At 72.4% G+C, this 25529-nt stretch carries 21 protein-coding genes; 12 read left to right on the top strand and 9 right to left on the bottom strand.

Annotation, left to right across the window (positions count from 1 at the left end):
* Positions 1-133 precede the first annotated feature (133 nt).
* The 10 genes from ACO229_RS09740 to ACO229_RS09695 all read left to right on the top strand — a co-directional run bounded on the left by ACO229_RS09740 (position 134) and on the right by ACO229_RS09695 (position 10929).
* Entirely contained in the window at positions 134-1039 is a 906-nt protein-coding gene (locus tag ACO229_RS09740) for a carbohydrate ABC transporter permease (protein WP_397419274.1), read from the top strand.
* Positions 1036-1986, top strand: a complete 951-nt coding sequence (locus ACO229_RS09735; RefSeq protein ID WP_397419272.1) for a carbohydrate ABC transporter permease — start codon at positions 1036-1038, stop codon at positions 1984-1986. Before ACO229_RS09740 ends, ACO229_RS09735 begins: the two co-directional genes overlap by 4 nt.
* A gap of 26 nt (positions 1987-2012) precedes the next feature.
* Positions 2013-3266 carry an ABC transporter substrate-binding protein gene (locus ACO229_RS09730; protein ID WP_423464733.1) on the top strand — a complete coding sequence of 418 codons (1254 nt, stop codon included), beginning with the start codon at positions 2013-2015 and terminating at the stop codon, positions 3264-3266.
* A 79-nt stretch (positions 3267-3345) separates the two neighbouring features.
* Positions 3346-4392, top strand: a complete 1047-nt coding sequence (locus tag ACO229_RS09725; protein ID WP_397419268.1) for a glycoside hydrolase family 76 protein — start codon at positions 3346-3348, stop codon at positions 4390-4392.
* A gap of 52 nt (positions 4393-4444) precedes the next feature.
* A complete protein-coding gene (locus ACO229_RS09720; protein ID WP_397419266.1) occupies positions 4445-5539 on the top strand; it encodes a GntR family transcriptional regulator in 1095 nt (364 codons plus the stop codon).
* A 107-nt stretch (positions 5540-5646) separates the two neighbouring features.
* Positions 5647-7560 carry a glycoside hydrolase family 76 protein gene (locus ACO229_RS09715; RefSeq protein WP_423464732.1) on the top strand — a complete coding sequence of 638 codons (1914 nt, stop codon included), beginning with the start codon at positions 5647-5649 and terminating at the stop codon, positions 7558-7560.
* A gap of 20 nt (positions 7561-7580) precedes the next feature.
* Positions 7581-8057: a heme-degrading domain-containing protein gene (locus ACO229_RS09710; protein ID WP_423464731.1), complete on the top strand. Its 477-nt coding sequence runs from the start codon at positions 7581-7583 to the stop codon at positions 8055-8057.
* Positions 8058-8197: 140 nt separating this feature from the next.
* Positions 8198-8527 carry a hypothetical protein gene (locus tag ACO229_RS09705; RefSeq protein ID WP_423464730.1) on the top strand — a complete coding sequence of 110 codons (330 nt, stop codon included), beginning with the start codon at positions 8198-8200 and terminating at the stop codon, positions 8525-8527.
* A 32-nt stretch (positions 8528-8559) separates the two neighbouring features.
* Positions 8560-10401, top strand: coding sequence for a polymorphic toxin-type HINT domain-containing protein (locus tag ACO229_RS09700; protein WP_423464729.1), 1842 nt, complete (start codon positions 8560-8562; stop codon positions 10399-10401).
* Between the two features lie 3 nt (positions 10402-10404).
* The gene (locus tag ACO229_RS09695) at positions 10405-10929 is read left to right on the top strand and encodes a hypothetical protein (protein WP_423464728.1); all 525 of its coding nucleotides are present in this window, start codon (positions 10405-10407) and stop codon (positions 10927-10929) included.
* Positions 10930-11001: 72 nt separating this feature from the next.
* Here ACO229_RS09695 and ACO229_RS09690 read toward each other — a convergent pair whose 3' ends face one another.
* Complete coding sequence (locus ACO229_RS09690) at positions 11002-14610, bottom strand: glycoside hydrolase family 97 catalytic domain-containing protein (RefSeq protein ID WP_423464726.1); 3609 nt, start codon at positions 14608-14610, stop codon at positions 11002-11004.
* 226 nt (positions 14611-14836) lie between these two features.
* Here ACO229_RS09690 and ACO229_RS09685 point away from each other — a divergent pair, with 226 nt between their 5' ends.
* Positions 14837-15598: an SDR family NAD(P)-dependent oxidoreductase gene (locus tag ACO229_RS09685; protein WP_423464725.1), complete on the top strand. Its 762-nt coding sequence runs from the start codon at positions 14837-14839 to the stop codon at positions 15596-15598.
* 56 nt (positions 15599-15654) lie between these two features.
* Here ACO229_RS09685 and ACO229_RS09680 read toward each other — a convergent pair whose 3' ends face one another.
* From ACO229_RS09680 to ACO229_RS09645, 8 genes are all read right to left on the bottom strand, one after another.
* Positions 15655-16299, bottom strand: a complete 645-nt coding sequence (locus ACO229_RS09680; protein WP_423464724.1) for a hypothetical protein — start codon at positions 16297-16299, stop codon at positions 15655-15657.
* Positions 16300-16356: 57 nt separating this feature from the next.
* Positions 16357-16659: a hypothetical protein gene (locus ACO229_RS09675; RefSeq protein ID WP_423464723.1), complete on the bottom strand. Its 303-nt coding sequence runs from the start codon at positions 16657-16659 to the stop codon at positions 16357-16359.
* Positions 16660-16820: 161 nt separating this feature from the next.
* Positions 16821-18188 carry a hypothetical protein gene (locus tag ACO229_RS09670; RefSeq protein ID WP_423464722.1) on the bottom strand — a complete coding sequence of 456 codons (1368 nt, stop codon included), beginning with the start codon at positions 18186-18188 and terminating at the stop codon, positions 16821-16823.
* A gap of 457 nt (positions 18189-18645) precedes the next feature.
* Positions 18646-20238: an aldehyde dehydrogenase family protein gene (locus ACO229_RS09665; protein WP_423464721.1), complete on the bottom strand. Its 1593-nt coding sequence runs from the start codon at positions 20236-20238 to the stop codon at positions 18646-18648.
* Positions 20229-21377, bottom strand: coding sequence for a mandelate racemase/muconate lactonizing enzyme family protein (locus tag ACO229_RS09660; RefSeq protein ID WP_423464720.1), 1149 nt, complete (start codon positions 21375-21377; stop codon positions 20229-20231). The genes ACO229_RS09665 and ACO229_RS09660 overlap by 10 nt, the downstream gene beginning before the upstream one ends.
* Positions 21374-22282 (bottom strand): dihydrodipicolinate synthase family protein, encoded by a 909-nt coding sequence (locus ACO229_RS09655; protein WP_423464719.1) that lies wholly within the window; start codon positions 22280-22282, stop codon positions 21374-21376. The genes ACO229_RS09660 and ACO229_RS09655 overlap by 4 nt, the downstream gene beginning before the upstream one ends.
* Positions 22279-23607: an MFS transporter gene (locus tag ACO229_RS09650; protein ID WP_423464718.1), complete on the bottom strand. Its 1329-nt coding sequence runs from the start codon at positions 23605-23607 to the stop codon at positions 22279-22281. The genes ACO229_RS09655 and ACO229_RS09650 overlap by 4 nt, the downstream gene beginning before the upstream one ends.
* Before the next feature lie 164 nt (positions 23608-23771).
* Positions 23772-24428 carry a GntR family transcriptional regulator gene (locus ACO229_RS09645; RefSeq protein WP_423464717.1) on the bottom strand — a complete coding sequence of 219 codons (657 nt, stop codon included), beginning with the start codon at positions 24426-24428 and terminating at the stop codon, positions 23772-23774.
* 164 nt (positions 24429-24592) lie between these two features.
* On the opposite strand from ACO229_RS09645, the gene ACO229_RS09640 reads away from it, so the two are divergent.
* On the top strand, positions 24593-25513 hold the full coding sequence (locus tag ACO229_RS09640; protein ID WP_423464716.1) for a DUF1963 domain-containing protein: 921 nt from the start codon (positions 24593-24595) through the stop codon (positions 25511-25513).
* The last annotated feature ends 16 nt before the right edge of the window (positions 25514-25529 follow it).

Here is a 25529-nt window from a genome sequence, read left to right as displayed (position 1 = left end):
CGCGGGCCGGCGCCCGCGTCTTCCGCTATTACACCTATTTCTATACGTTGACATAGGGGTAAAGCGCTCCCTACGCTGCGGGCAGCCGGGTCGACGACGTCCCGGCGAGAACACGGACGACGGAGTTCGGACCATGAAGCTCAGCAGTGCCCCGGCGCCGGCGGTCAGCGCCACCCGACGCCAGCAGACCATCAGCGCGTGGATCTTCCTCGCGGTACCGGTGCTGCTGTTCGCGGTCTTCCTGCTGCTCCCGGTGGTCATGGCGGTCGGCCTGAGCCTGACCGACTACGCCGTCATCGGCGACTTCCAGTGGGTGGGCCTGGACAACTACGCCCGCATCGCCGGTGACCCGATCTTCTGGGTGGCCGTGCGCAACACCGCGCTCTACACGGTGCTGTACGTGCCGGCCGGCCTGGTGGTCGCGCTCGGCACCGCGCTGCTGCTGAATCGCAGCACCCGCGTCTCGCGTGTGTTCCGCACCCTGTTCTACATCCCGGTCGTCTCCTCGACCGTCGCGACCGCCGCCATCTGGTTCTGGCTGCTCAACCCCCAGTACGGACTGCTCAACGCGGTGCTCGGCTGGTTCGGCATCGACGGCCCGGCGTGGCTGTACGAGTCCCGCTGGGCCATGATCGCCATCGTCATGATGAGCGTCTGGGCCGGGTTCGGCGCCAACATGATCATCTACCTCGGCGCGCTCCAGGGCGTGCCCGGCGAGCTCGTGGACGCCGCCCGCGTCGACGGGGCCGGGGCGTTCCGGGTGTTCTGGCACGTGACCCTGCCGGCCATCTCCCGGGCCACGTTCCTCATCCTCACGCTGCTGCTCATCGCCGCCTTCCAGGTGTTCGACCAGGCGTACGTGCTGACCAAGGGCGGCCCCGGCAACTCGACCCTCACCCTCGTCTACTACATCTACGACCGCGGGTTCGGCCGGCTGGAGATGGGATACGCCTCGGCACTGTCGTTCGTGCTGTTCCTCGTCATCCTCGTGTTCTCCGTCGCCAACGCCCGCGCCACCGGACGGGAGAACGACCGATGAGCGCGCCCACCAGCCCCGCACCGGCGGGCATCGTCGTCGCCGCGACCGCAGCCGCGCCACCGGCGCCCGTCAAGCGGCCTCCGACCGCCCGGAGCGTGACCGGCCGGGTGCTGTGGACCCTCGCCGTCGTGCTGATCAGCCTCACCACCGTGATGCCGCTGGTCTGGACGCTGGCCACGTCGCTGAAGCCGGAGGGCGAGATCCTCTCGTCCTACCTCCGGCTCCTGCCCGAGAACCCCACGCTCGCCAACTACGTGACCCTGTTCACCGACGGGCCCTTCGGCCGCTACCTGGCCAACTCGGCGATCATCGCGCTCGGCGGCGTGGCCACCAACCTGTTCTTCGGGGGCCTGGCCGGGTACGCGCTGGCCAAGCTGCACTTCCGCGGCCGCGGCGTGGTCTTCTCGCTGTTCCTCGGCTCCATGATGGTGCCGGGCATCATCACCATGGTCCCCACCTTCCTGGTGCTGCGCCGGTTCCCGCTGGTGGGGGGCAACGACCTGTTCGGCGAGGGCGGTGCGGGCTTCATCAACAGCTACGGCGCCGTGCTCATCCCGTTCGCCGCCGGGCCGTTCGCGGTGTTCTTCATGCGCCAGTTCTTCCAGGCGCTGCCCGACGAGCTCGGCGACGCCGCCCGTATCGACGGCGCGAGCGAGTTCCGCATCTTCTGGAACATCTACCTGCCGCTGGCCCGGGCCGGCCTGGCCGTGCTCGGCGTGCTCACCTTCCAGGCCGGGTGGAACAGCTTCCTGTGGCCCCTCATCGCCCTCAACGACCCCGAGATGCTCACCGTGCAGGTGGGCCTGGCCGGGTACGTCAACGAGTACCAGACCGAATACGGGCCCCTGCTGGCCGGGACGATCCTGGCGAGCCTGCCCGTCCTGGTCGTCTTCGTGCTCGCCCAGCGCTACATCATCGAGAACTTCGCCCACTCAGGAACCAAATGAGCAACACACTGCAAAGGAGCAGAGTCATGAAGCGTGCACCACGGATCGCCGGGGCCCTCGCCGCGGCCGCGGTCCTGGCCGGAACCCTGACCGCGTGCGGCGGCGCGTCGGACGGCGGGTCCGGCGGCGGACCCGAGGAGGTGACCTTCTGGGGCTCCTGGTCCGGCGCCCAGGCCAAGCAGCTCCAGCAGCAGGCCGACGCGTTCAACGAGGCCCAGGACGAGTACGAGGTCACCTACGTGGGCCAGGAGCTCGTCGAGGAGAAGCTGTTGACGGCGCTGGCGTCGGGCAGCGTGCCCGACGTCGTGCTCTGGGACCGGTACGCCACCCCGCTGTACGTGCCCAAGAACGCGCTCGCGCCGATCGACGAGTACCTCGAGGCGGACGGCGTGGACACCGCGCAGTTCTACGAGCAGGCGATGGGCGAGCTCGTCGTCGACGGCCAGACCTACGGCCTGCCGCTGCTCGTGGACAACCGGTCGCTGTTCTACAACGCGGAGCTGCTGGCGGACGCCGGCGTCGAGCCGCCGACGGACTGGGCCGGGCTCAAGAAGGCCGCCGAGGCCGCGACCGAGCGGGAGGGCGGCACGCTGAGCGTGGCCGGCTTCGCGCTCGACGACCCGGGCCTGTTCAACATCTGGCTGAAGCAGGCCGGCGGCCAGATGTTCAGCGACGACGGCACGACCACCGCCTTCAACGGCCCGGAGGGCCTGGAGGTGCTGGAGTTCTGGCAGAGCCTGCTGGACGCCGGCGTGTACGAGCCCGGCTTCGGCGAGGGCGTGGACGCGTTCGCCGAGGGCGGCGTCGCCCTCAAGTACGACGGGCCGTGGGCCCTGACCGCGCTGGACGAGGCCGAGGTGGACTACGGCATCGTGCAGCCGCCCGTCGGCCCCGACGGCGAGCGGGGCGCGGGCATGGGCGGCTTCGGGCTGGTCATCCCGCAGGGCGCGGGCAACCCTGACGGCGCCTGGGAGTTCATGAAGTGGTGGACCACCCAGCCTGCCAACGGCGTCGGCTTCGCGAAGATCTCCGGCTGGATCCCGGCGAACGTCGAGGCCGCCAACGACCCGTACTTCACGCAGGACGACCGCTACCAGGCGTTCATCGAGACCATGGAGTACGCCCAGGTGCGCTCGAACGTGCCCGGTGCCTCCGACGTCGAGGGCAAGGCCCTGATCCCCGCCCTCGAACGGTTCCTGGGCGGGGAGGTGGACGCGGCGACGGCACTTGCCGAGGCCCAGGAGCTGGGCGACCAGATCCTGGCGGACAACGCGCAGTGAACCCCGAGGACGACGGCGCGCGCTCCGCGCCCCGAACCACGACGCGCGCTCCGCGCGCAGTGAGGACGACCCGAACCACATGAACGCACCGAACCCCTGGTCCGCCCGCGCCGACCTGGCCCAGCGCAGCCTGGACCACTTCTTCGGCACGGCCGAGCCGCAGCTGCTCGACAACACCTACCCCGTCGGTGACAACTCGACGTTCAACTACTGGTGGCTGGCGCACGTGATCGACGTGCGGCTGGACGCCTTCGCGCGGACCGGAGACGCACGCTGGCTGGCGGCGGCGCGGGCCACGAGCGCGAACCTGCGCGGGCGGAACGGGGGTTCGCTGTTCAACGACTACTTCGACGACATGCTCTGGTACGCGCTGGCCCTGGAGCGGCTGGCCCGGGCCACCGGGCGCACCGAACCCCTGGACGACGCCCGCTCCATCTGGGACCACGTCGTCGAGCACGGGTGGAACGACACCCACGGCGCCAGCGTGGCCTGGCGCAAGCAGCAGCTCCACTACAAGAACACGCCCGCCAACGGGCCGTTCGTCATCCTCTCCGCGCGGCTGTACGACCACGACCCGCGCCCGGAGTACCTGGAGCGCGGGCGCACCGCGTTCGACTGGATCACCGCGACGCTGGTGGGGCCGGACGGGTTCGTGGAGGACGGCATCAACCGCGAGGGCGACGGGCGCGTCGACACGCAGTGGCGCTTCACCTACAACCAGGGGCTGTACATCGGCGCGGCGGTCGCGCTGGACGCCGTGCGGCCCGAGCCCGAGCTGGTCGACCGGGCCGTCCGGACCGCCACGACGGCGCTGCGCGAGCTCGCCCCCGACGGGATCGTGGGCAGCGAGGGCGGCGGGGGAGACGAGGGCCTGTTCAAGGGAGTGCTGTACCGCTACCTGGGCACGCTCCTGGACCGCCTCGGGCCGACAGCGCCCGCCAGCGGGCCGCTCGTGGAGTTCGTGCGTACCAGCACGGACCGCCTGTGGGAGACCGCACAGCGCGACGGGCACCTGCTGGCCGGCGACGACTGGCGGCACCCCGCGCAGCCCCCGGTGTTCTACTCGACCCAGCTCAGCGCGATCATGGCGCTGGAGCTGCGGGCCGCGGTGGAGGCGCGGCGATGACCGTGGTCCGGGGTAGATTCGTGGGTCGTCTCCCACCGGTGAAGGGGCATCCGTGAGCCAGCCGCTCTACGTCGAGGTGTACCAGCAGCTCCGTGACGCCATCCACGCGGGCACCTACGGTGTCGGCGACCGGATGCCCGCCGAGGCGGAGCTGACCAAGCAGCTCGGCGTCAGCGCCATCACGCTCAAGCGGGCGATGGACCTGCTGCGCTCCGAGGGCTACATCACGCGCCGGCCGCGGCTGGGCACGGTCGTGGTGAGTGCCACCGCGACCGGCCCGGCCGGCCCACGGTCCGGGCCGGCGCCGCTGATCGGGTGCGTGCTGACCGACTTCGACGACACCTTCGGCACCCGGGTCCTGTCGGGCCTGCTGGACGCGTCGGGCACGGCGGCCAACCTGGTGGTCAAGCGGAGCCTGGGGGACGGCGAGGCCGAGGGCGACCTGGTGCGCGCGCTGGTGGCCGACGGCGTCCAGGGGCTCATCCTGGAGCCCAGCTCCTCGCAGTACGTGCCGCCCGCGGTGCTGGAGCTGATCACCCGGTCGTTCCCGGTGACCATCCTGGACCGGGTGTTCGACGGCGTCCCGGTGTCGTCGGTCTGCTCCGACAACGTCTCGGCGGGCCGCCAGGCGGCCGAGGTGCTCTTCACCGCGGGCTACGACCACGTGGGCCTCGTCTCGGCCGCGAGCACGGTGTCGACGGTGCAGGACCGGCTGGACGGCGTCGTCGCCGCGCACGCGACCCGGCACGTCCCGTTCGACCCGGCGCACCAGTACCGCCAGGTGCGCTCGACCGTGCCGGGCAGCGGTGTGGCGCCCGACGAGGACATCGCCGGGCTCGAGAAGTTCCTGGCCGCCAACCCCGGCCTGACGGGTGTGGTCGCCACCGAGTACAACATCGCGGTGCTGCTGCGTGAGGCCGCCCAGCGCACCGGGCGGACCGTGCCGGACGACCTCGGCATCGTCTGCTTCGACCACCCGGACGCCTTCTACGACCAGGCGCGCTACCGGTTCACCCACATCCGCCAGGACGAGTCCCGGATGGGCCACGAGGCGGTCGCGCTCGTGCTGGCGCAGCTGCGCGACGCCGGCCAGGTCACCAAGGTGACGCTGCCCACGCAGCTCGTGCCGGGCAGCTCGACCCGCTGAGCCGCGACCTCGCCCAATAGGTGTATTGCACCCATTTCTCCTGTAGGTTTTGGGTGAATTCACGAGCGCCTGGGGGCAACGCCGCACCCAGGGGGAGGAGTCCATCGATGTCGATGCTTCGTCGTACCCGGAATGCCCTGCTGACCGCCGTCGTGGCGGTCGCCCTGACCGCCGGGGGCCAGCCAGCGGCCCTCGCGCACGCCGGCCCGCCCGGTGCGGACCCCCAGGCCGCGGGGGCGGCCGACGTGGCGCGCGCCCGGGTGGCCACCGAGGTGCTGCTGGAGTCCTACGACCAGGAGAAGGCGTGGTTCCCGTCGAGCTGGTGGAACTCGGCCGTCGCGCTGCAGACGATCGGCGACTACATGCTGCGCACCGGTGACCGCAGCTACGTGGACGTGCTGGACCACAGCTTCGAGACCAACAAGGGGCCGTTCCCGGCGGGCGAGCGGTCCACCGACGAGATCTACGGCAACTTCACCAGCCGCGCCATCGACGACGCCGGGTGGTGGGCGCTGAACTGGGTCACCGCCTACGACCTGACCGGCGAGGCGAAGTACCTCGACATGGCCGGCACCATCGGCGAGTTCATGCACGGGTTCTGGGACCCGAGCACGTGCGGTGGCGGGATCTGGTGGAACGAGGAGCGCACCTACAAGAATGCCGTGACCAACGGCCAGTGGGTGCGGCTGACCGCCGAGCTGCACAACCGGATCCCGGGCGACACGGTGTGGCTCGACCGGTCGCAGGAGGCGTGGGACTGGTACGTCGCCAGCGGCATGATCAATGCCGACGGCCTGGTCAACGACGGGCTGACGGACGCCTGCGCCAGCAACGGCGACACGGTCTGGAGCTACAACCAGGGCCTGGCGATCGGCGCACCCCTGGAGCTGTACCGGGCCACGGGTGACCCGGAGCTGCTCGCGCAGGCGCGCCGCCTGGCCGACGCCGCCCTGGACTCCACGGCGCTCGTCACCGACGACGTGCTGACCGAGTCCTGCGACCGGGTGGACCGGTCCTGCGACGACAACCAGAAGCAGTTCAAGGGCATCTTCATGCGGTACCTGATGGACCTGGCGGACACCACCGGCGACCAGCGCTACCAGGAGTTCGCCGCGCACCAGGCCGAGACGATCTGGGCGGCCGACCGGGACTCCTCCGACCGCCTGGGGCAGCGCTGGGCAGGCGGCACGAGCGCCGACCACCCGAACGTCTTCGACTGGCGCACCCAGTCCAGCGCCCTCAGTGCCCTGATCGCGGACGTCCCGCAGGACGCCCCCGCCCGGTCGCTGTCCGCGACCATGTCGCCCGACCAGCTCGTGGTGATGCCCAGCCCGGGTGCGACGTCGGCCCTGCGGACCGAGGTCGGGGTCGCGGCCACGTCGGACGGCCGCCGCCCCCTGCGCGTGGACGTGCGGGTGGACGGCCCGCGGGGGTGGACCGTCGACCCGGACCGCAGCCGGCTGACGCTCGCCACCACGGGGGACGGGACGCCCACCCGGGCGGTCGTGCCGCTGGACGTGACGGTCCCCGCCGGCGTGGCGGACGGCAGCTATCCGCTGACCGTGACCGTCACCGCGGGGCCGGGTCTGAGCTGGACCACGCGCGCCACGGTGCAGGTGGCGAGCGTGGTCGACTTCGACGCGGGCAGCACCGAGGAGGTCGCGTGGCTCTGGGACGCGGGCGGGTCCGGCCTGAGCCAGGCGGGCAGCCGGTTCGCCGACGGCACCAGCCGCTTCGTCTACAAGCTCCCGTTCCCGGCCGAGGCGACGTCGGCCGAGGCGACCCTCACGATCGACAACCAGTACGTCGTGGCCCTCGGGCCGGACGGCGAGAGCTGGACCACGGTCCTGGCGGAGGACGAGCAGATCCGGGACGGCTCCAACAAGGCCGACCACACCCTCGACCTGACGCCGTACCTCGGGCCGGACAAGGCGGTCTACATCCGCGTGACCGACGCGTTCCCCGCGGACGGCTGGGGCGGCGGGGTCTACCACGTCTCGGCGACGTTCGGGACGGACTGAGGTGCTGCCAGGATGAGGCCATGAGCGAACTCGATGTCACTGCCGTCGTCTCCGAGGTCGAGGCCCAGGAGGCCGAGCTGGTCCTGCCCTCGTTCACGCACGAGCAGGCGTGGGACCTGGGTGTGCGGCTGGTCGGGCTGGCGACCGAGCGGGACCTGCCCGTCACCGTCGACATCCGCAAGGGCACCCAGCAGGTGTTCCACGCGGCGCGCCCCGGCACCACGCCAGACAACGACTCCTGGATCAAGCGCAAGGTGCGGGTCGTCTACCGGTTCGGCGCGTCGTCGTACCTGGTGGGTCTGCGCGCCCGGGCGAAGGGGAGCGACTTCAACGCCGACCACGGTCTGCCGTTCCAGGAGTACTCCGCGCACGGCGGGGCCGTGCCGGTGCGGGTGGCCGGGGTGGGCATCGTCGGCGTCGTGACGGTGTCGGGTCTGGCGCAGCAGGACGACCACGCACTCGTGGTCGAGGCCCTGCGCGAGCTGATGGCGGCGTAGGCGCGTCCGGTCGTCCCGGCCGCCGTCGGGTCACCCCGCATGGGGAGTTATATCCATGGTGTGACCTGCACGGACACCGTATCCTCACGCTTCGGTGACGGTACTCGACGGCGGTCGGCGACGAACAGGACGGAGGTCTGGTGATGGTGGATCTGCGGGTTGATCTGGATGCGGTGCGTGAGTTGGGGTCGAGCTTGTCGGTGGTGGCGGGTGAGTTCGAGAACGCGAATGCGAACAGTGATCGGATTGCGGGTGCGGTGGGTCATGAGGGGTTGGCGGGGGTGGTGCGGGATTTCGCGCACAAGTGGGATGACACGCGGGGCAAGATGACGGAGAACTTGCGCCGGTTGGCGGAGGCCTCGACGCAGGTGGCGCAGGCGTTCACGGATATTGATAGGGATCTGGCCAGGGCGATGGAGGGCGATGAGGCTGCTCCTTCGTCGGGTGGTGGCCCGGGTGGTGCGCTGTGAGGCCGTCGGATTGGTCGCCGGTGGGTTTGGATGTGGATCCCACGCCGGGTGATCCGGTGTTGGTGCTTGCTGGTGGGCAGGAGTATCTGGAGGTGGCTCGGTCGATCGATGATGCGGCGGGGGCGATGTCGCGTCTGGATGTGGCGGGGACGGTGTCGCAGGCGGTGGATTCTCTGATGGGTGCCAAGGAGGACACCATTGGTGAGATCCGTCGGGCGCATGCGCGGTATGTCGCGGCGGGGGACGCTCTGGTGGGGTATGCCTCGGCGTTGGAGCGGGTGCAGGGGGAGACGCTGGCGGCGTTGGACCGGGCCCGGGACGCCCAGGATCAGGCTGCCTCGGCGTCGGGGTCGCAGGACCGGTGGCAGGAGCTGGCTGATTCGGCGAAGGACGAGACCGAGAAGCAGGAGTATCAGTCGAAGGCGGATCAGGCCGGCAATGATGCCGACCAGGCTGCGGGGGTCATCTCGGGTGCGAAGAGCACGATCGAGTCGGCGGTGTCGGATCGGGATCGTGCGGCGAACGCGGCGGTGGACCGGATCGAGGAGATCACCTCCAGCGATGATCTGAATGATTCGTGGTGGGATGACTGGGGTTCGAAGCTGGTCGCGGCGATTGCTGATATCGCGGACATGATCTCCACGATCGCGGGGATTCTGGCGATCGTGGTGGCGTTCATCCCGGTGGTGGGTCAGGCGTTGGCGGGGGTGTTGATCGTGATCGCCGCGGTCGCGGCCATTGTCAGTGCGGTGGCGAATATCACGTTGGCTGCCACGGGTGAGCGGTCGTGGGCGGAGGCGGGGATCGCGATCGCGGGCGCCGCGTTGTCTCTGATCGGTCTGGGTGGTGCCGCCAAGGCTGCGATGGGGTTGTCCAAGAGCATCGCCAAGGGCACGTTCAAGCAGGGGTTGAAGAACGGGTGGTGCAAGTTCGGGTTCGGGAAGTGTTTCGTGGCCGGGACGATGGTCCGGACTCCGGACGGTCCGCGCCCGATCGAGGAGATCCGGGTGGGGGACAAGGTCTGGGCTCATGACACGGTCACCGGTCGGGACGAGCTGGGTCTGGTGGCCGAGACGTTCGTCCGGTCCACCGACGAGCTGTTCCACCTCAGGATCAACGACCAGGTCGTCTCGACCACGGCGGAGCATCCGTTCATGGTGGCCGGGCGGGGGTGGATCGATGCGGCGTTCCTGAAGGAAGGTGACCTGCTGGTCACCCCCGAGGGCACCACCACACCCGTTCAGGCCATCGAGATCGAGCAGCGGCCCGAGGATCAGGTCGAGACGGTCTACAACTTCCACGTCGAGACCTACACCACCTACTACGTCCACGTCGGCGAGATCAGCATCCTCGTCCACAACGCCGTTCATGCGAACGCCCTGAAGAAGAACCACACGTACAAGATCAACGGCGGCAGCTACAAGGTGGACGGTCTCGGCCGTCCCGCCGGGATCGACGTCAAGCTCACCAAGAGCTCCATCGGTGGCAAGACCAACCCCTCGGTCAAGCCGCTCGGGTACGACCCGTCCATCCATCAGGCGGGTCACCTCCACGGCGCGCAGCTCGGCGGTCCGAACGACCATGCCGCCAACTTCGTCTCGCAGTACAACAGGTCCAACAATCCCTGGCAGCGGGCCATCGAGGGCGAGGTGCGCAAGGTCGTCGAGAACGGCGAGGACGTCGTGTATAAGGTGACACCGCAGTATGACGGAGCGTCGGAGATTCCCCACTCGATTCATTTCAGCGGTCAGGGGTCGAACGGGTACCAGCTCGACTACACCCTGTCGAACTCGAACCTTCCCCTGCTCAGCCAGGAGATGAAGGCCGGGAACATCTCCGTGAACCAGCACGGCTTTCTCTTCGGGACGAGGTAACAGATGGCAAGCCTGGACGAACTCATCGACGCGGGCGGACTGGTTCCCCCCGCCGACGCCTACGACTGGGAGCAGGCCGAGGCCACCCTCCAGGTCGCCCTCCCGGAGGACTACCGGGCCCTGGTCGACGCCGGCGGCGCCGGCCTGTGGTTCGACTACGTGCGCGTCTACGCCCCGGGTGAGCGGTATGAGGACCGGAACCTGCTCGACTCGCTCGGCGTGTTCGAGGACCTCAAGATCTTCTGGGACAACGGCTTCTCCTACCCGCCGGAGGACATCGGCGAGGACACGAAGCTGATCGCGTGGGCGAGCACGGGCACCGGCGCCACCCTGTTCTGGCGGGTCGACCCCGGTGTCGCCCCGGCGTCGTACCCGCTGTACGTCCAGAGCGCCGACGGCGACTGGGAGCGGCTCGAGGTCACGACGACCGACTTCCTGCGCGGGGTGCAGCAGGGCACGGTCGGCAGCGAGTACTTCTCCGAGGCGTTCCTCGACCGCACCCAGACGTTCCGTCCCTACCCGGGGTAGAACGCCACGACCCGACGGTCGCGGGGCTGCGAGGACGACGTCCACGCAGCCCCGCGGCCTGCCTCGGCTCGTTCAGGCCACGGCTCGCCACGGACCGTCCGCGGCGCCCGGCACCTGCCCGCGGGTCCACCAGCGGGCCTCGTACAGCCTGCCGTCGTGCACCGCGAAGTCGCCGGCGACGAAGATCCGGGACGGTGTCCACACCGCCGTGCCGTCGACGGCCTCGGTGACCTCCTGCCACGCGCCGTGGGCCGAGATGCCTGGTGTCTCGCCCCGGGTCCACCAGGACGCCAGCCACACCGATCCCTCGAACACGACCTGGGCGCCCGCCGTGTAGGTCTCCGTGGCCGACCAGGCCGGGAGCGCGGGTTCGGGCCGCACGCCCGGCGTCGCCTCCACGCGCAGGTGGTCGAGGTTGATGTTGCCCGTGTCGGTGGCGGTGTGGTGCAGCAGGATCTCGTGCCGCCCGGGCGCCAGGGTGACCCGCAGGGCGGGGGAGTGCCCCCAGCGCCGCCACCGGTCGGCGTCCTGCCCCAGGTTGGGGAAGGTGACCGGCCGGTCCGGTCCGCCGTCGACCGACACGGAGAGCTGCCGGTCGAGCGGTGCGACCACCATGCCGTTGGCGTAGCGGAACGAGATGTCGACGGCCGAGGGAGCGGCCGCCTCGTACGTGAACCGCACCCCGGCTCCCGTGCGGGTCAGGTCACGGACGAATCCGGTCCCCGTGTAGCCCGGGTGCTCCGTGGTGATCCGCGCGCCGCCCACCAGCGTGGCGGTCTCGGCCTCGGCGACGTGCTCGGCCCGCAGCGCCCCGACGGCGGCCCGGAGCCGGTCCAGGGAAGCGGCGTCGCCCGCGGCGCTGGCGACCCGTTCCGCGAGATCGTCCAGCGCCCCGGCCAGCGCGGCGGCGTCGCCCGTGCGGGCGTGGGTGGCCGCGGCCGCCGCCGGCTCGCGCAGGGCGGCTGCCGTCGGGTGGTCGACGGCGCCCGCCTGCTCCGCGTCCCGGACCAGCGACAGCACGCCGAACACGCCCACGGCCTCGCCCAGGTACGGGACGACGGCGGCGTCGACGGCCGCGCCGACGTCGGCCGGGACGTCGTCGGTACCGGAGGTGAGCGCGACGTGACGCACCGCCTGCAGGGCGAGCCGGGTCGTCGCGAGGTCGTGCCGCTCGGCTGCCTCCAGGGCACGTCGCGCGTGCCGCACGAGGAGCGCGGACCGGTCCGGCGCCACACGGCGGTCGCCCACCAGGTCGAGCAGGTCCGCGTCGGGGTAGGGCAGCAGCGCGACGTCGACGGCCCGGCCGGCGTTCCCCGCGGCGTCGACGACGCTCAGCGCGTTGCGGGCGTCGTAGGTGACGTCGTCGGCCGGGATCCGGGCGGTGAACGTCCTCGTGCCGCCTCCCGCGACGCGGCCCGTGGCCCCGTCGACGGCCTCTCCGTCCACGGCGAGCCCTGCCTGGCCGACGGTGGTGCCGCTGTTCCGGACGGTCGCCGTGACGGTCACGACCTCCGCGACCGGGTCGTAGGACGCCTCGGGCGACCCCTGGAGCCGGAACGTCGGGGCCGCGTAGCGGGGCAGCTCCGCGAGGTCGGTGGCGGTGGCCGGGCGCAGCCGGACCGCCTGGCCGCCGGCGGCCGTCATGGCCGCCTCGATCGTGTCGGTCCGGTCCACGAGCGCGCGCTTCACCTCGACGGCCGTCGGGTTGCCCTTCCAGGACGCGTGCGCGGCGTCGGACCAGATGTCGGCCACGTAGGTGGTGCCGCGGTCCAGGAACCCGAGCGGCACGCGGACCGCGCGGTCGTGCTCGTCGGTGATCGAGCCGACGTACCAGACCGGGCCGCTGCGGCGTGCCGTGACGGTGTGGTCGCCGAGCTCGGCGTCCAGCACGTGCGACTCGTCCCAGCGCGTGGGCATGTCCCTGAGGTAGTCGAACGCGTCCGCGTGCTCCGCGTAGTTCTCCGGGGTGTCCGCGAGCATCTGCAGCGGGCTGGAGAACGTCGGGTAGAGCGCGAGCTGCGCCGTCGTCGTGGTCTGCACGCGGGTCTTCAGGTTCGCCGGGTCCCACGTCACGGCCAGCACGCCGGGCGTGTAGTCCGCCGGGCCGCCCATCCACCGCGTGAACGGCAGGATGGTGGCCTGCTCGGGCGGGTTGCCGCCCGCGCCCATGTAGTTGTGCTGCTCCATGCCCGCCACGCCCTCGCCCGTCATCATGTTCGGGTAGGTGCGTGACAGCCCCGTCGGCTTGATCGCCTCGTGCGCGTTGACCGAGATCTCGTGCCGCGCCGCCGACTCGATGACGCGCTGGTAGTGCCTGACCGCCTCCTGGTCGTAGTGGCTGCGGTTGACGCCGCCCAGCTCGAACCGTGTGGCGTACCCGGTCTTCAGGGCGTGGATGCCCCACTCCTGGTACTGGTCGAAGATCTCGTCCATGTGCTCGTCGTAGTAGTCGACGTAGCCGCGCGTCTCGTTGTGCGCCATGAAGCCGACGCCGTTCGCCTCCGCGTAGGCCAGCACCTCGTCGATGTCGACGTCGGCCTGCGGCGTGACGAAGTCCTGCCCCTTCCACTCGCCGCCCGCGTTCTGGTTCCAGCCCTCGGCCAGCACGTACTTGGCGCCGGCCTCCGCGGCCAGGTCCACGTACTCCTTGATGCGCTCCGTGGTGGCGCCGTGCTTCGGCCCCGCGTTCCACGTCGTGTCGCGGCGCTGCAGCTCCCACCACACGCCCACGTACGTGCCGGGGTCGATCCAGTCGGTCGTGTCCGCCGTGCCGTCGCCGTCGGAGTCGACGTCGCAGATGGCGCACGGCGGGTTGAGGTTCTCGATCAGGTGCGACCCGGCGAGGTCGCCCGCGGTGCGGCCGACGGTCACGGTGCGCCAGGGCGTGCTGAACCCGTCGGCGTCGACGTCGATCACCGCCTTGTCACCACTCGGCAGCGCGATCAGGTCCGAGACGAGGGTGCCGGGCGTGCCGCCACGGACCACGGTCATGCTCGGGAAGTCGATCAGGGCCGCCTCGTGCACGGCCAGGAACAGGTCGTCGGAGCGGGACATCGTGATCGGGGTCTGCGCCGAGGCCACGTCGGGCAGGGGCTGCGTGCGGTAGTGCTGCTCGTCGGCGCTCCATCTCGTTCCCGCGGGGATCGAGTACGCCGTGGCGTCGGCGGGCAGCGCGAACTCGGTGGTCTCCCCGGCCACGACGACGCCGTCGCCCAGTGCCTCCTGCTGCGGGAAGCGGTAGCGCAGTCCGACACCGTCGTCGAACACGCGCAGGACGACGTCGAGCTCCACGCCCGAGGCCGCGTGCACGGCGTGGACCGTCAGCTCGTTGGCGTGGTTGCGCACCCGGGCGTCGTTGCCCCAGGCCGGGGTCCAGGTCTCGTCGACCACGTCGCGGTCGGTGGAGGTGATGCTCAGGCCCGCGGTGAGGTCGACCGCGGGCTCGCGCAGCGTGAGCCCGAGACCCGACGGCGCCACGACCGCGGTGGTCCCGTCCCGTACGACCTCGTACGTCAGCGTGCCGTCCACGACGCCGACGGTCGCCTCGATCGACCGGTCCGGTGACGCGACCCGGTGTCCGTCGAGCGTGCCGGCCCGGTCCTGCGCCGTGACGGCGCGGGCGCTCGTGCCGGGTACGGCGGGAGCCCCGGCGGCGACGACCGCCGGGCCGAGGAGCAGCACTGCGGTCGTCGCCGCGGTCAGCGCCGCCGCGTGGTGGGGTCTGTACCGGCGTCGCCGGCCTGCCTGAGCTCGCGAAGGTGTATCCACTGTTCTCTCCCGGACGTCGGTGTCGCTGCTGGGGATCCGGTTGCCTCGATGCAGACGGATGCTGCCGTGAGTTTTTCGGGGGTGCGCTCCGGTGTCAAGGTGTGATGTCGTCGGTGGAGGCGACACAGAGGAGGCCTGGATGCGCTCGTTCGTGGTGACCGGAGGCGGTCGTGGTGTGGGACGAGCCGTCGTGGAGCGGCTGGCCCGGGACGGCCACGTCGTCGTCCTCGACCTCGTGGGCGAGCCGGGGGAGCCGCCCGGCGGCGACGCCACGACGTTCACGGACGACCCGCGCGTCACGCTCGTGCGCGGCGACGCGGCGGACCCCGGGACGGCCCGCCGGGCGGCTGACGCGGCGGAGGACCGGGCACCCCTGGCCGGCTGGGTCAACAATGCCGCCGTCTTCCAGGACCTGCCGGTCACCGCACCGCCCGCGGAGGTCCTCGCCGCGGTCAGCGCCAACCTCGCCCTGGCGATCACCGGCTGTCACACCGCCGTCGGCCACTTCCTGCGGTACCGGCGGCCGGGCGCCGTCGTCAACGTCTCCTCCCACCAGGCACAGCGTCCGGTGCGCGGCGCCCTGCCCTACGCCACCGCCAAGGGTGCGATCGAGGCGCTGACCCGCGCGGTCGCCGTCGACCACGGGCCCGCAGCGATCCGCACCAACGCCGTCGCCCTCGGGTCGGTGGAGACGGAACGCTACGAGCGGTACCGGCAGGAGCACCCCGACGTGGACCGGCAGATGGCCGCCCTGCACCCGCTCGGCAGGGTCGGCACGGGGCGCGAGGTGGCCGACGTCGTCGCGTTCCTGCTCTCCGACCAGGCGGGCTTCGTCAACGGCGCCGTGCTGCCCGTCGACGGGGGACGAGCCGCCCAGGGCGCCGACCCCGAGGCGGTCTGACGCACGACCGGGCCGGGTGCGGCGCGGGCGCCGGCCGCGGGATCAGCGCCGCGGGATCAGCGTCCGCTGTCCGCCGTCACGTCCCGGACCCACGCCCCGTCCTGCGGACGGAAGCCCACGCCGTTCAGGTACGCGTGCTCGCTCGGTGCCGCCTGCGGCACGACGACGCGGTCGAAGCCCTTGGCCGCGAAGATGCCGCTGCGCCGGTACACGAACTCGCCCGGTGTCAGGTCGCGGAACCGCTTGGACACCCAGTCGAGCTCCACCACGCCCGCGCCGTCCCCGGCGTCGCGCACCTCGACGACGCCCACGGTCTCGTCGCCGCGCTGCACCAGGAACGCCGACCGCTCCTCACCGGGCTCCGGGACGGCCACGAACCCCGGCGCGAAGCCCGCGATGTCCGCCGCGTGCGTGCGCAGCACGTGCAGCAGGTACGCGTCGTCGGGCGCCACCTCCACCACCTCGTAGACGGCGGCGTCGTGCCGTTCGCGGTTCAGGCGCCACAGCCAGTAGACGTTGATGAGGCTGATCGCGGCGTTCATCGCCACGAACGGCCAGATGCCGGCGATCGCGTTGTAGGCCGTGGCCACGACCGAGCCGGTGAGGTTGAGCCAGCGGAAGCGGAGCACGCGGGCCTGCGTCAGCGACAGGACGACGAGGGCGGAACCGACCCAGCCGGCGATCTCGAGCCAGGGGAGCATGTGCTGACTCTAGGCGGGCCTGCGCCGGTCCGGCGGCGGCCTGGTGCGTCGCGCGCGTCACCACGACCAGCCGCGCGCGCTGAGCTCCAGCTCCTCGCGGAGCCGCTCGTCCGCGGCGGACCGCTGGTCCGCGCGCAGCGGGTCCGTGTCGGTGGGCAGCTCCGCCAGGCGGCACGCCTCGCGCAGCAGCGCGTCGTAGGCGTTCTGCACCGCGAACCAGTGGTGGGCGCGCGCGTACAGGCCGGGGTCCTGCTCGACGCGGCGCAGCTCGGTCGCGAGCTGGCCGAGCCGCGACTGCAGCCGCAGGGTCACCAGCGGGTCGGGCGCCGGCCTCGGGCGGGTCAGGAAGGTCCAGACCATCGATCGTCACCGCCACGTCGTCGTCGCGGAAGGGGGACTCCTCCAGCGTAGGTCGACGGCGGCGCCGGGGCTATCCCGCTCCGGGACGAGATGTCGCCGGTCCGTGCCCGCCCGCCAGCGCGCCGGCGGCGGGCGGGCGCGGACCCGCGCGTCGGTGCGGGTCAGTCGGAGTAGCAGAGGTCTCCCTCGCAGCCCGCCCGCACGTCCGAGCCGTGCACGCCCATGACGACGGCGCCCCCGGTGTCGCTGTCCCCGATCTGGGTGTTGACCGGGCCGGTGCCGCCGATCACGACGTTCGAGTCGTCGTAGGTGACGACGTTGCGGTGACCCCGGCTCCGGACGGAGACGTCGTCGAACCCGTCGGCCCCGACGACGAGCGCACCGCGCCCGGTGGCCGAGGACTCGCCCTCGTCGGTGACCGTGGCCTGCCCGGCCGGTGCAGGGCTGGCGACAGGGCCGGCGACAGGGCCGAAAAACGCTCCGGCGGGACCGCCCCGGTCGCGGTGGGCACCACTGTTCCCGGTGCTCTGCCGGGCGGTCACCTCCTCGTCCTCGCCGTCCTCGCCGTCGTCTTCCTCCTCCTCGTCCTCGGTGTCCTCCGCGTCACCCGAGTTGCCCGACCGGACCACCGACCCGGTCACGTCGACCGCGTTGAGACCGCTGGAGTCGGTGTCGCCCGTGTTCGCGTTGATCCGGCCGTCCCGGCCCAGGAACACGTTCGAGTCGTCGTAGGTCACCACCTGGTCGTCGCCGACGACGCTGACCGAGTGGTCCTCGAAGCCGCTGATCGCGATGGGCCGGTCGCTGCCGGAACCCAGGAGCAGCCCGCCGAACGTGTCGTTCCGGTGCGACCCTGTCGTGGACTGCCCGGACCGCAGCGACGAGCCGTCGGAGCCGAGCGCGAGGACGCCGCTGGAGGTGACCGCGCCGGTGTTGGCCACCAGCTCACCGTCCTCGCCGATGTAGACGATCGACCCGTCGGCCGCGAGCACCTGGTAGGTGGTGCCGTGCGTACCGCCGCTCCGGGGCTCCCGTCCCATGGGCACGACGACGACGGGGTCCGCAGGGCCCGCGGCGTCGGTCGTTCGCCCCTGGCCGGGTGCGGAGCGCACCGGGCGGGGTGGCGTGCCCGCGGCCTGCGGCGGTTCCGTGAGCGGGGCCGCACCACTGGTACGTGCGGCCTGGGGCCCGGTATGCGTGGCCGACGGCGCGGTGCGGGCGCGCCCGGCGCTCGGGGCGGGTGCGGCCGGGGCGGGTGCGGCCTGGGCCGGCGCGGCGGTGGTCTCGGCGGGCCGGGCCGAGCCGTCCGGCGCGAGCATCAGCACGACCGGTGGCGTGTCCGCCGGTGGTGCGCCCGGCGTCGTCACGTAGACGTCGCCCGCGGGCGCGGTGGCCGCGGCCGCGGGTGGCGCGGCCGCGGTACCGGTCAGGACATCGTGCGCCACCCAGGCGCACATGCCGGCGACGCCGAGGATCACTGCGCAGGCCTGCGGGCTCAATCCTCCGGCCCGACGGTTCTCGGAGCTCATCCCGTTCTCCTTCCAGCCGCGCGAGGGCGCCGCCGGGTGGGACCGTGCCGTACGGGATCGGTGGCTCGCTCGATCGCGGGGTCCCGGCGATCTTGGGGCGGGTCGACGGACCGGACGCCGCTCGCGTCGAGTTCTCACGGTCGCGCCCGGGCGTGGTGCGCGCGGGCGTTCCACGGAGCCCACCGCGCGGCCGGCGACGCTGCGCGCGGCCGCGGAGCCTTCCGCGGGGACGGACCAGGGCGGGCGCGCCGGGCCGGTGCGCGGCAGTGCCGCGGGTCGGGTCCGGGCGCACCGCCTGGTGCTGCGGTACCCGCGACGCTACGCCGGGGAACCCCGGGGCGCCCCCGGGGCAGCGGGTGAAGTGGACCCGCCCGGCCGTGCGGCCCCGCGACCCCGGTCGCCGGCGGCCCCGCGGCGTCCGGGCGCCGCGGGGCCGCTCGCCTCCTTCGGCTCCCGGTCAGGTCCCGGGCAGCACCAGCTCCCCGTCGACCCGGACGGGCACGACCGCCGGTCCGTCCCGCAGCTCCGGTGGCAGGGCGTGCTGGGGCGCCTGCTGCCAGGCGACCGGGCGCAGGAACCGGCGGATCGCCGTCGCGCCCACGGAGGTGTGCAGCGTGTTCGTCGACGGCCAGGGCCCGCCGTGGTGCTGGGCCCAGGTGACGGCGACCCCGGTGGGGAAGCCGTCGTACAGCACCCGCCCGACGCGTTGGGTGAGCGCGGCGCGCGCGGCGGGCAGGTCCCGGTCGGCGGCACCCCCGGTGAGGATGCTGCCGGTGAGGGACCCCTCGACCCGTTCGACGACGGCGACCGCCTCGGCCTCGTCGCGGTAGCGCACCACGACGGCGAGGGGGCCGAAGCACTCCTCGACCAGGCGTGGCGTGACCGACCCCGCGGCGACCTCCAGCAGGGCCGGGCGAGTCGTTCCGACGTCCTGGCTGTGCGGCGCACCGCCGTCGGCCGCGACGTCGGGCGCGGTGTGCCCGACGTCGTCCCGCCCGCGTGCGACGACGGTGGCGTCTGCCGACCGGGCCGCCACCCCGTCCGCGTAGGCCCGGGCCATCCCCGCCGTGAGGGCGGGCAGGGCGGGCGCCCGCAGGACGGAGCGGCCGAGCGCGTCCACCAGGGCATCCCCGGCGTCGCCTGCGGGCACCAGCACGAGCCCCGGCTTGGTGCAGAACTGCCCGCCGCCCTGGAGCACCGACGCCGCGAGCCCCGTGCCGAAGCCGTCGGCGTTCTCCCGCGCGCCGGCCGGCGTGACCAGGACGGGGTTGATGCTGCTCAGCTCCCCGTAGAACGGGATGGGCGCGGGCCGCGCGGCGGCGGCGTCGGCCAGGGACCGCCCGCCGGCGAGCGACCCCGTGAACCCGGCCGCCCGGATCGCAGGGTGCGACACGAGGGCGGCTCCCGCGTCGAACCCGTGCACGAGCGCGAACGTGCCCTCGGGCGCGCCGGCTGCCGCGACGGCCCGCTCGGCCAGCCGCGCCACGCGCTCCGACGTCGCGGGGTGCCCGGGGTGGGCCTTGACCACGACGGGGTTGCCCGCCGCCAGCGCCGAGGCGGTGTCACCGCCCAGCACGGAGAACGCGAACGGGAAGTTGCTCGCCGCGTAGACGGCCACGGGACCGAGCGGCACCAGCATGCGGCGCAGGTCGGGACGCGGGCCCATGGGGGTGTCGCCCGCGTGGTCGATCGTCGCCTCCAGGTAGCCGCCGTCGCGCACCACGTGCGCGAACGTGCGCAGCTGGTAGGCCGTGCGGGTGAGCTCGCCGCCGAGCCGCGCAGGCCCGAGGGCGGTCTCCCGGTCGGCCTCGGCGACCAGGGCGTCACGCTCGGCGTCGAGGGCGTCGGCGAGCGCGTCCAGCAGCTCCGCCCGCCGGTCGCGGGGCCACGCGGCGAGCTCGTCGGCGGCCGCGGCGGCCCGGTGGGCCACCTCGTCCAGGGCAGCGGGCGGGGTCTCTCGCACGGGCAGCTCCACGACCTGGCCCGTGCGTGCGTCGCGGCTGGTCACGGCCTGCGGATCGGGCGCCGCGCCCGGCGTCGTCACATCCATGCCGTCGACCCGTCCCGGCGCACGGGCACCGTGCGCTCCCAGTGCACCCAGTCGTCGCCGGCCAGCGCGGACTCGTCGATCTCGAGGCCCCAGCCAGGTCGGTCCGGCCGCAGCTCCAGGTGCCCGTCGACCGGCACGTACGGGTCGTGGCACCAGGAGACGTCGTCCGGCTTGTACTCGAGGATCGAGAAGTTCCACGTGGCCGCCGCGAAGTGCACGTTGGCCGCCGTCGCGAGCGGGCCCATGGGGTTGTGGGGCGCCACGGGCACGTCGTGCGCCTCGGCCAGCGTGGCGATCTTGCGCATCTGGGTGAGCCCGCCCACCACGGCGATGTCGGGCTGGACGATGTCGGCGCCCTGCACGGTCAGCAGGCCGAGGAACTCGTTCGGGGAGTACAGCGACTCGCCCGTGGCGAGCGGCACCGTCATCTCCGCGCGGATCCGGCCCCACGCCGGCAGGTACTCGGGGCGGATGGGCTCCTCGAGGAACAGCGGCTCGTTCGGCGCCAGCGCTGCCGCGAGGTCCACGGCCTGGCGCGGCTCCCAGAGGCAGCCGTGGGCGTCGAACGCGAACTCCCACTCCTCGGGGTGGCTCGCGCGGATCTGCCCGAACCAGTCGCCGAGCTCCCGGGCGACCAGCCCGAACCGCGACCGGTGCAGGTCGCGGCGGTAGGGGCTGAGCTTGAACGCGTCCACGCCGTGGTGCTCGTGCAGCGCGGCCGTGCGCTCGACCAGCTGCGGCACGTCGGGTGCGTCGTACAGGCCCGCGTACACCCGCACCCGGTCGCGGACGGCGCCGCCGAGCAGCTGGTACACGGGCACGCCGGCGGCCTTCGCGGCGATGTCCCACAGGGCGTGGTCCACCGCGGCGACGGCGGCCAGGCCCAGCGCCCCCTGCGGGAACCGTGCCGACTGGTGCAGCAGCTGGTTCACGTAGGCGACGCGGGTCGCATCGAGGCCCGTGACCTGGTCCGCGATGTACTCGATGATGGCGGGGTAGGCCAGGTCGGGGCCGTGGTTGTACATCTCGGCCCAGCCGTCGAGGCCGCCGTCGGTGGTGATCCGCAGCAGCACCCGCGGACGGTTGCCCACCCGCTGGAGGTAGGTGGTCAGCCGGGCGATCTTCGTTCCGGTGGTCATGCCGAGGCCTTCCAGTCGTCGAGGATGCGCGTGATCGCGGCGCGGTCGGGTTCGCCCAGGATGGTGCTGGGCGGCCGCACGGAGCGGTCGCACAGGCCCATCTGGTGCATGGCCTCCTTGACCACCGACACGTTGTCCGCCGACCGGTCCCGGGCCCGGAGCTGCTCGAACTCCCGGATGCGCCGCCACACCGCGGACGCGCGGGCGGCGTCGTCCTGGCGCAGGGCGTCCAGGAGGCCGAACGAGACGTCGGGCGCCACGTTGACCAGGCCCGAGGTGAACGCGCGGGCCCCCGCCTGCCACGCCGAGGGTGCGTAGGACTCGGCGAGCCCGGCGATCCACAGCAGGTCGGCGTCCGTGTCCTGCACCGTCTCGGCGAACGCCACCGGGTCCGGCACGGAGTACTTGATGCCCACCACGTTGTCCGCGGCCTGTGCGAGCGCCGCGATGTCCGTTCCGCGGATCACGGGGGAGCTCACGTACGGCAGTACGGCGAGGCCACCCGCGGCGTGCGCGACGGCGGCCGTGTACTCGACCCAGCCCTGCCGTGACATGTACGGCAGCACCGGCTGGTGCACCATCACGGCGTGCGCGCCCAGCTCGGCGGCCGCCCGCGCCTCGGCCTGCGCCGTGGCCGGGTCCAGCCCCACGCCGACGACGACCACGGCCCGGTCGCCCGCGGCGTCGGTCACCGTGCGGGCGACGTCGGCCCGCTCCCGCGGGCTCAGGGCGTAGAACTCGCCGGTGTTGCCGTTGGGCGTGATGGCGCCGAGCCCCGCGTCGACCAGGCGCCCGGCGAGCCGCCCGGTCAGGGCGAGGTCGACGGAACCGTCGGCCGCGTAGGGGACGACGGGGATGCCGACGACCGTCCGCAGGCGTTCGACGATGTCGTGGTACCCGGTCATGATTCTCCGTTCTGAGGGGTGTCCTGCTGCTCGACGGGCTTGATGCGCACCCAGAAGCCGTAGACGGCGGCGCTGACCAGGCAGCTGATCGCCGCGAACACGAGCGGCCACAGGTAGGAACCGTCCGAGGCCGTCAGGGCCAGGCCGATGGCGATCGGGCTGATCAGGTTGCCGAGCTGCGAGCCGAAGTTCTGGAAGCCGGCCAGTGAGCCCACGCGCTCGGGACTGGGGGAGACCTCGGCCGGCAGGCTGAGGATCGCGGCACCCGCGAAGGAGTGCGCGGCGCTGGAGACCGTGAGGATCACCATGAGCACCACGTTGCTCTCCACGAACGGGCTGAACCCGATGCACGCACTGAGCACGAGGCCCGAGATGATCGGCACCTTGCGCGCGACGTTCGGGGACAGGCCGCTCGCGAGCATGCGGTCGGAGACGATGCCGCCCAGCACGGTCGAACCGATGGCGATCACGGCGGGCAGGGCGCCGACCATGCCGAACTCGGCCTCGGTGAACCCGCGCTCGTTGAGCAGGTAGCTGGGGTACCAGGTCAGGAAGAACGCACCGGCGAGCGACCGGAAGACGTAACCCAGCAGGAGCGCCCAGGTCTGGTTGTCGCGCAGCAGCGTGCTCCAGCGCACCTCCTCGCCGCTGTGCCGCACCATCTCGGCCTGGTCGGAGCGGATGTGGTCGAGCTCTGCGGCGTTGACGCGCTGGTGGTCCTGCGGGGCGCGGTAGATGGCGAGCCAGCCCACGATCCAGAGCAGGCCCACGGCACCGATCACCACGAAGGTCCAGCGCCACCCGGCGAAGACCGCGATCGACGTGACGATCGGGATCGACAGGGCCGACCCGATCTGCTGACCCATGTCGAACAGGCTGGAGGCGAAGGCCCGCTCCCGACGCGGGAACCAGGTGGAGACCACCTTGATGTTCGCCGGCTGCACCGGTGCCTCGCCGATCCCCAGGCCGAGCCGGAAGACGATCAGGCTCGTCACGCCCGTCGCGACGGCGGTCAGCGCCGTCCAGAGAGACCACCAGCCCACGGCGATGGGGTAGATGACGCGCGGTCCGAACTTGTCCAGGAGCCAGCCCGACGGAACCTGGAACAGGGCGTAGGTCCAGAAGAACGACGACAGCAGCACGCCCTGGACGGCCGGGCTGATGTGGAAGTCCTCCGCGATGAACGGCAGTGCCACGCTCAGGGCGGCGCGGTCGAGGTAGGCGATCGTGAGCCCGAGCGCCGAGAACGCGACGATCGTCCAGCGCATCTGGCTGCGCCGGGCGCGGGCCGCGACGGACGCGGGCTGCTTTGTACTATTGAGCATCGTTGCTCCTCCATCGAGTGACGTGCGTGCTCCGCCATGGAGCACACGTTCCAGAGGTGCGGCCCGGGAACTTGGCGGTGAACGGGCTGCACCTCGCGTGCGTACCGCTCCTGCCGGCCTGGGGCACTGTGGCCGGCCGGCGCTCGCGGCTCAGATCCTGCGGGTCAGTCGGTCGCACCTCCCTGGCGGAGCCGGTCGAGGAAGCCGGCGATGTGCCGGCGGGTCAGGTCGGCAGCGAGGTCTGCGTCGCCCGCCTCGGCGGCGTCGAGGATCCGCTCGTGCTCCTGCGCCTCGTCGCCCCAGCTCGGCTGCCTGGCCCACGTGGTGACCGCGGCGAGCGCCGTCTGGTCCCGCAGGCCCTCCAGCATGCCGATCAGGATCGTGTTGCCGGACGCGCCCCACAGCGCCGCGTGGAACGCCCGGTTGGCCAGGCTGCGCTGCGCGGGTTCCGTCGCCCGGGCAGCACGCTCCAGCGCGGCACGGGCCGCGGCCGTGTCCATGCCGCGCAGCACGCTGCGGCGGGTGGCCTCGGGCTCCAGCAGCAGGCGGGTCTCGTAGATGGCCACGGCGTCCTCCTGCGTCAGCTCGCGCACTCGCACCCCGACGTAGGGCCGCACGACGACGAGCCCGCTCATCTCCAGGGTCTTGAGCGCCTCGCGGACCGGTGTCTTGGACATGGCGAGCTCAGTCGCGATCTCGGCCTCGACCAGCGGCTGTCCGGCGGCGAGGCGGCCGCTGAGGATGCCCTCCTTGATGGTGGCGAGCGCGTGCTCGGTCCGGGAGGGGAGCGCGGCCGGGGGCGTCGTGGTCACGTCGTACATCATATATGACGGCGGGAGATGGTTGGTCCTGACCGTCGTTCAGCAGGACGCCGATGGCGGTTGTCGGGTGCTCGACGGTCGCCCGTGGCCTGCCGAACGAACCTCAGCGGGGTGGGCCGGGCGGCTGTCGGCCGGCACCTGAAGGGTGTCCGTAAACTCCCGATATGCACAGAGGCGATGGGGAAGTGGCAGGTCAGGGCAGTGCTGGCAGGCGGGAGGCGGGCCGGAGGGTGGGCGCCGGGGTGCTGCCCGGGTCGGTGCGGCACCTTCCGGCCGGCACGTTGTGGTGGCTGGACCGGTTTCGTGAGCAGGCGATCGACCGGGGCGTCCCGGCGGCCGACGTCGACCGGTGGCTGGGCCTGGCCCGGCCGACGCTGCGGACGGCGCCCGACGGTGACGGCCCGGCCGTGGGCCGCCTCGGCACGCCCCTGATGCTCCCGCCGGACGTCCCCACGCCCGCCACGGTGTACGGACCCGACCGCTCCGACGAGTACCAGCTCATCGTCACGCTCGACCTCGCGGCGATCCCGCCGGGTGCCACCGACCTGCCGCTGCCGCCCGGTGGCCACGTGCTCCTGTTCGCGAACGTCGAGCTGGACGACGTGGTGCTGCCGGGCGGCGCCGTGTACGTCCCGGCGGGAGCTCCGGTCGAGGCGCGGGAGGCCGCGCCCGACTACGAGCCGTACGAGTTCGACTCGCCCGCAGACCTGGACGCGACCCTGCGCCGGACCGGCGACCTTCGGCTGGTCCCCGGGGTGTCCCTGCCCACCTGCCCGCTCGACGCCGAGAGTGTCGCCGGGCATCCCTGGGCGAGCGTGCTCCAGGAGGTCTGGTCCGAGCAGTCCGACGGCGGTGGCGAGTGGCAGCTCGGCGGGCACGCCTACGACTTCGACGGGTACGGGGACCCTGCTCGTGCCTCGGCGCACGAGAGCTCCGGCGAGCACCGCTCCCGCCCCGAGGACTGGGTCGTGCTCGCGCAGTGGATCGGGGTGCCGATGGGCGTCCTGTACTGGACGATCACGCGCCAGGACCTGGAGGCGGAGCGGTTCGACCGGGTCCTGGTGCAGATGTACGCCAATCCCTGACGGCCTCGCCAGGGGT

The organism is Promicromonospora sp. MS192 (genome assembly GCF_049532985.1).
In the GTDB taxonomy this organism is placed as follows: Bacteria; Actinomycetota; Actinomycetes; order Actinomycetales; family Cellulomonadaceae; genus Promicromonospora.
The sequence above is the reverse complement of the archived record's forward strand: the minus strand, read 5'-3'. Positions and strand labels throughout refer to the sequence as shown.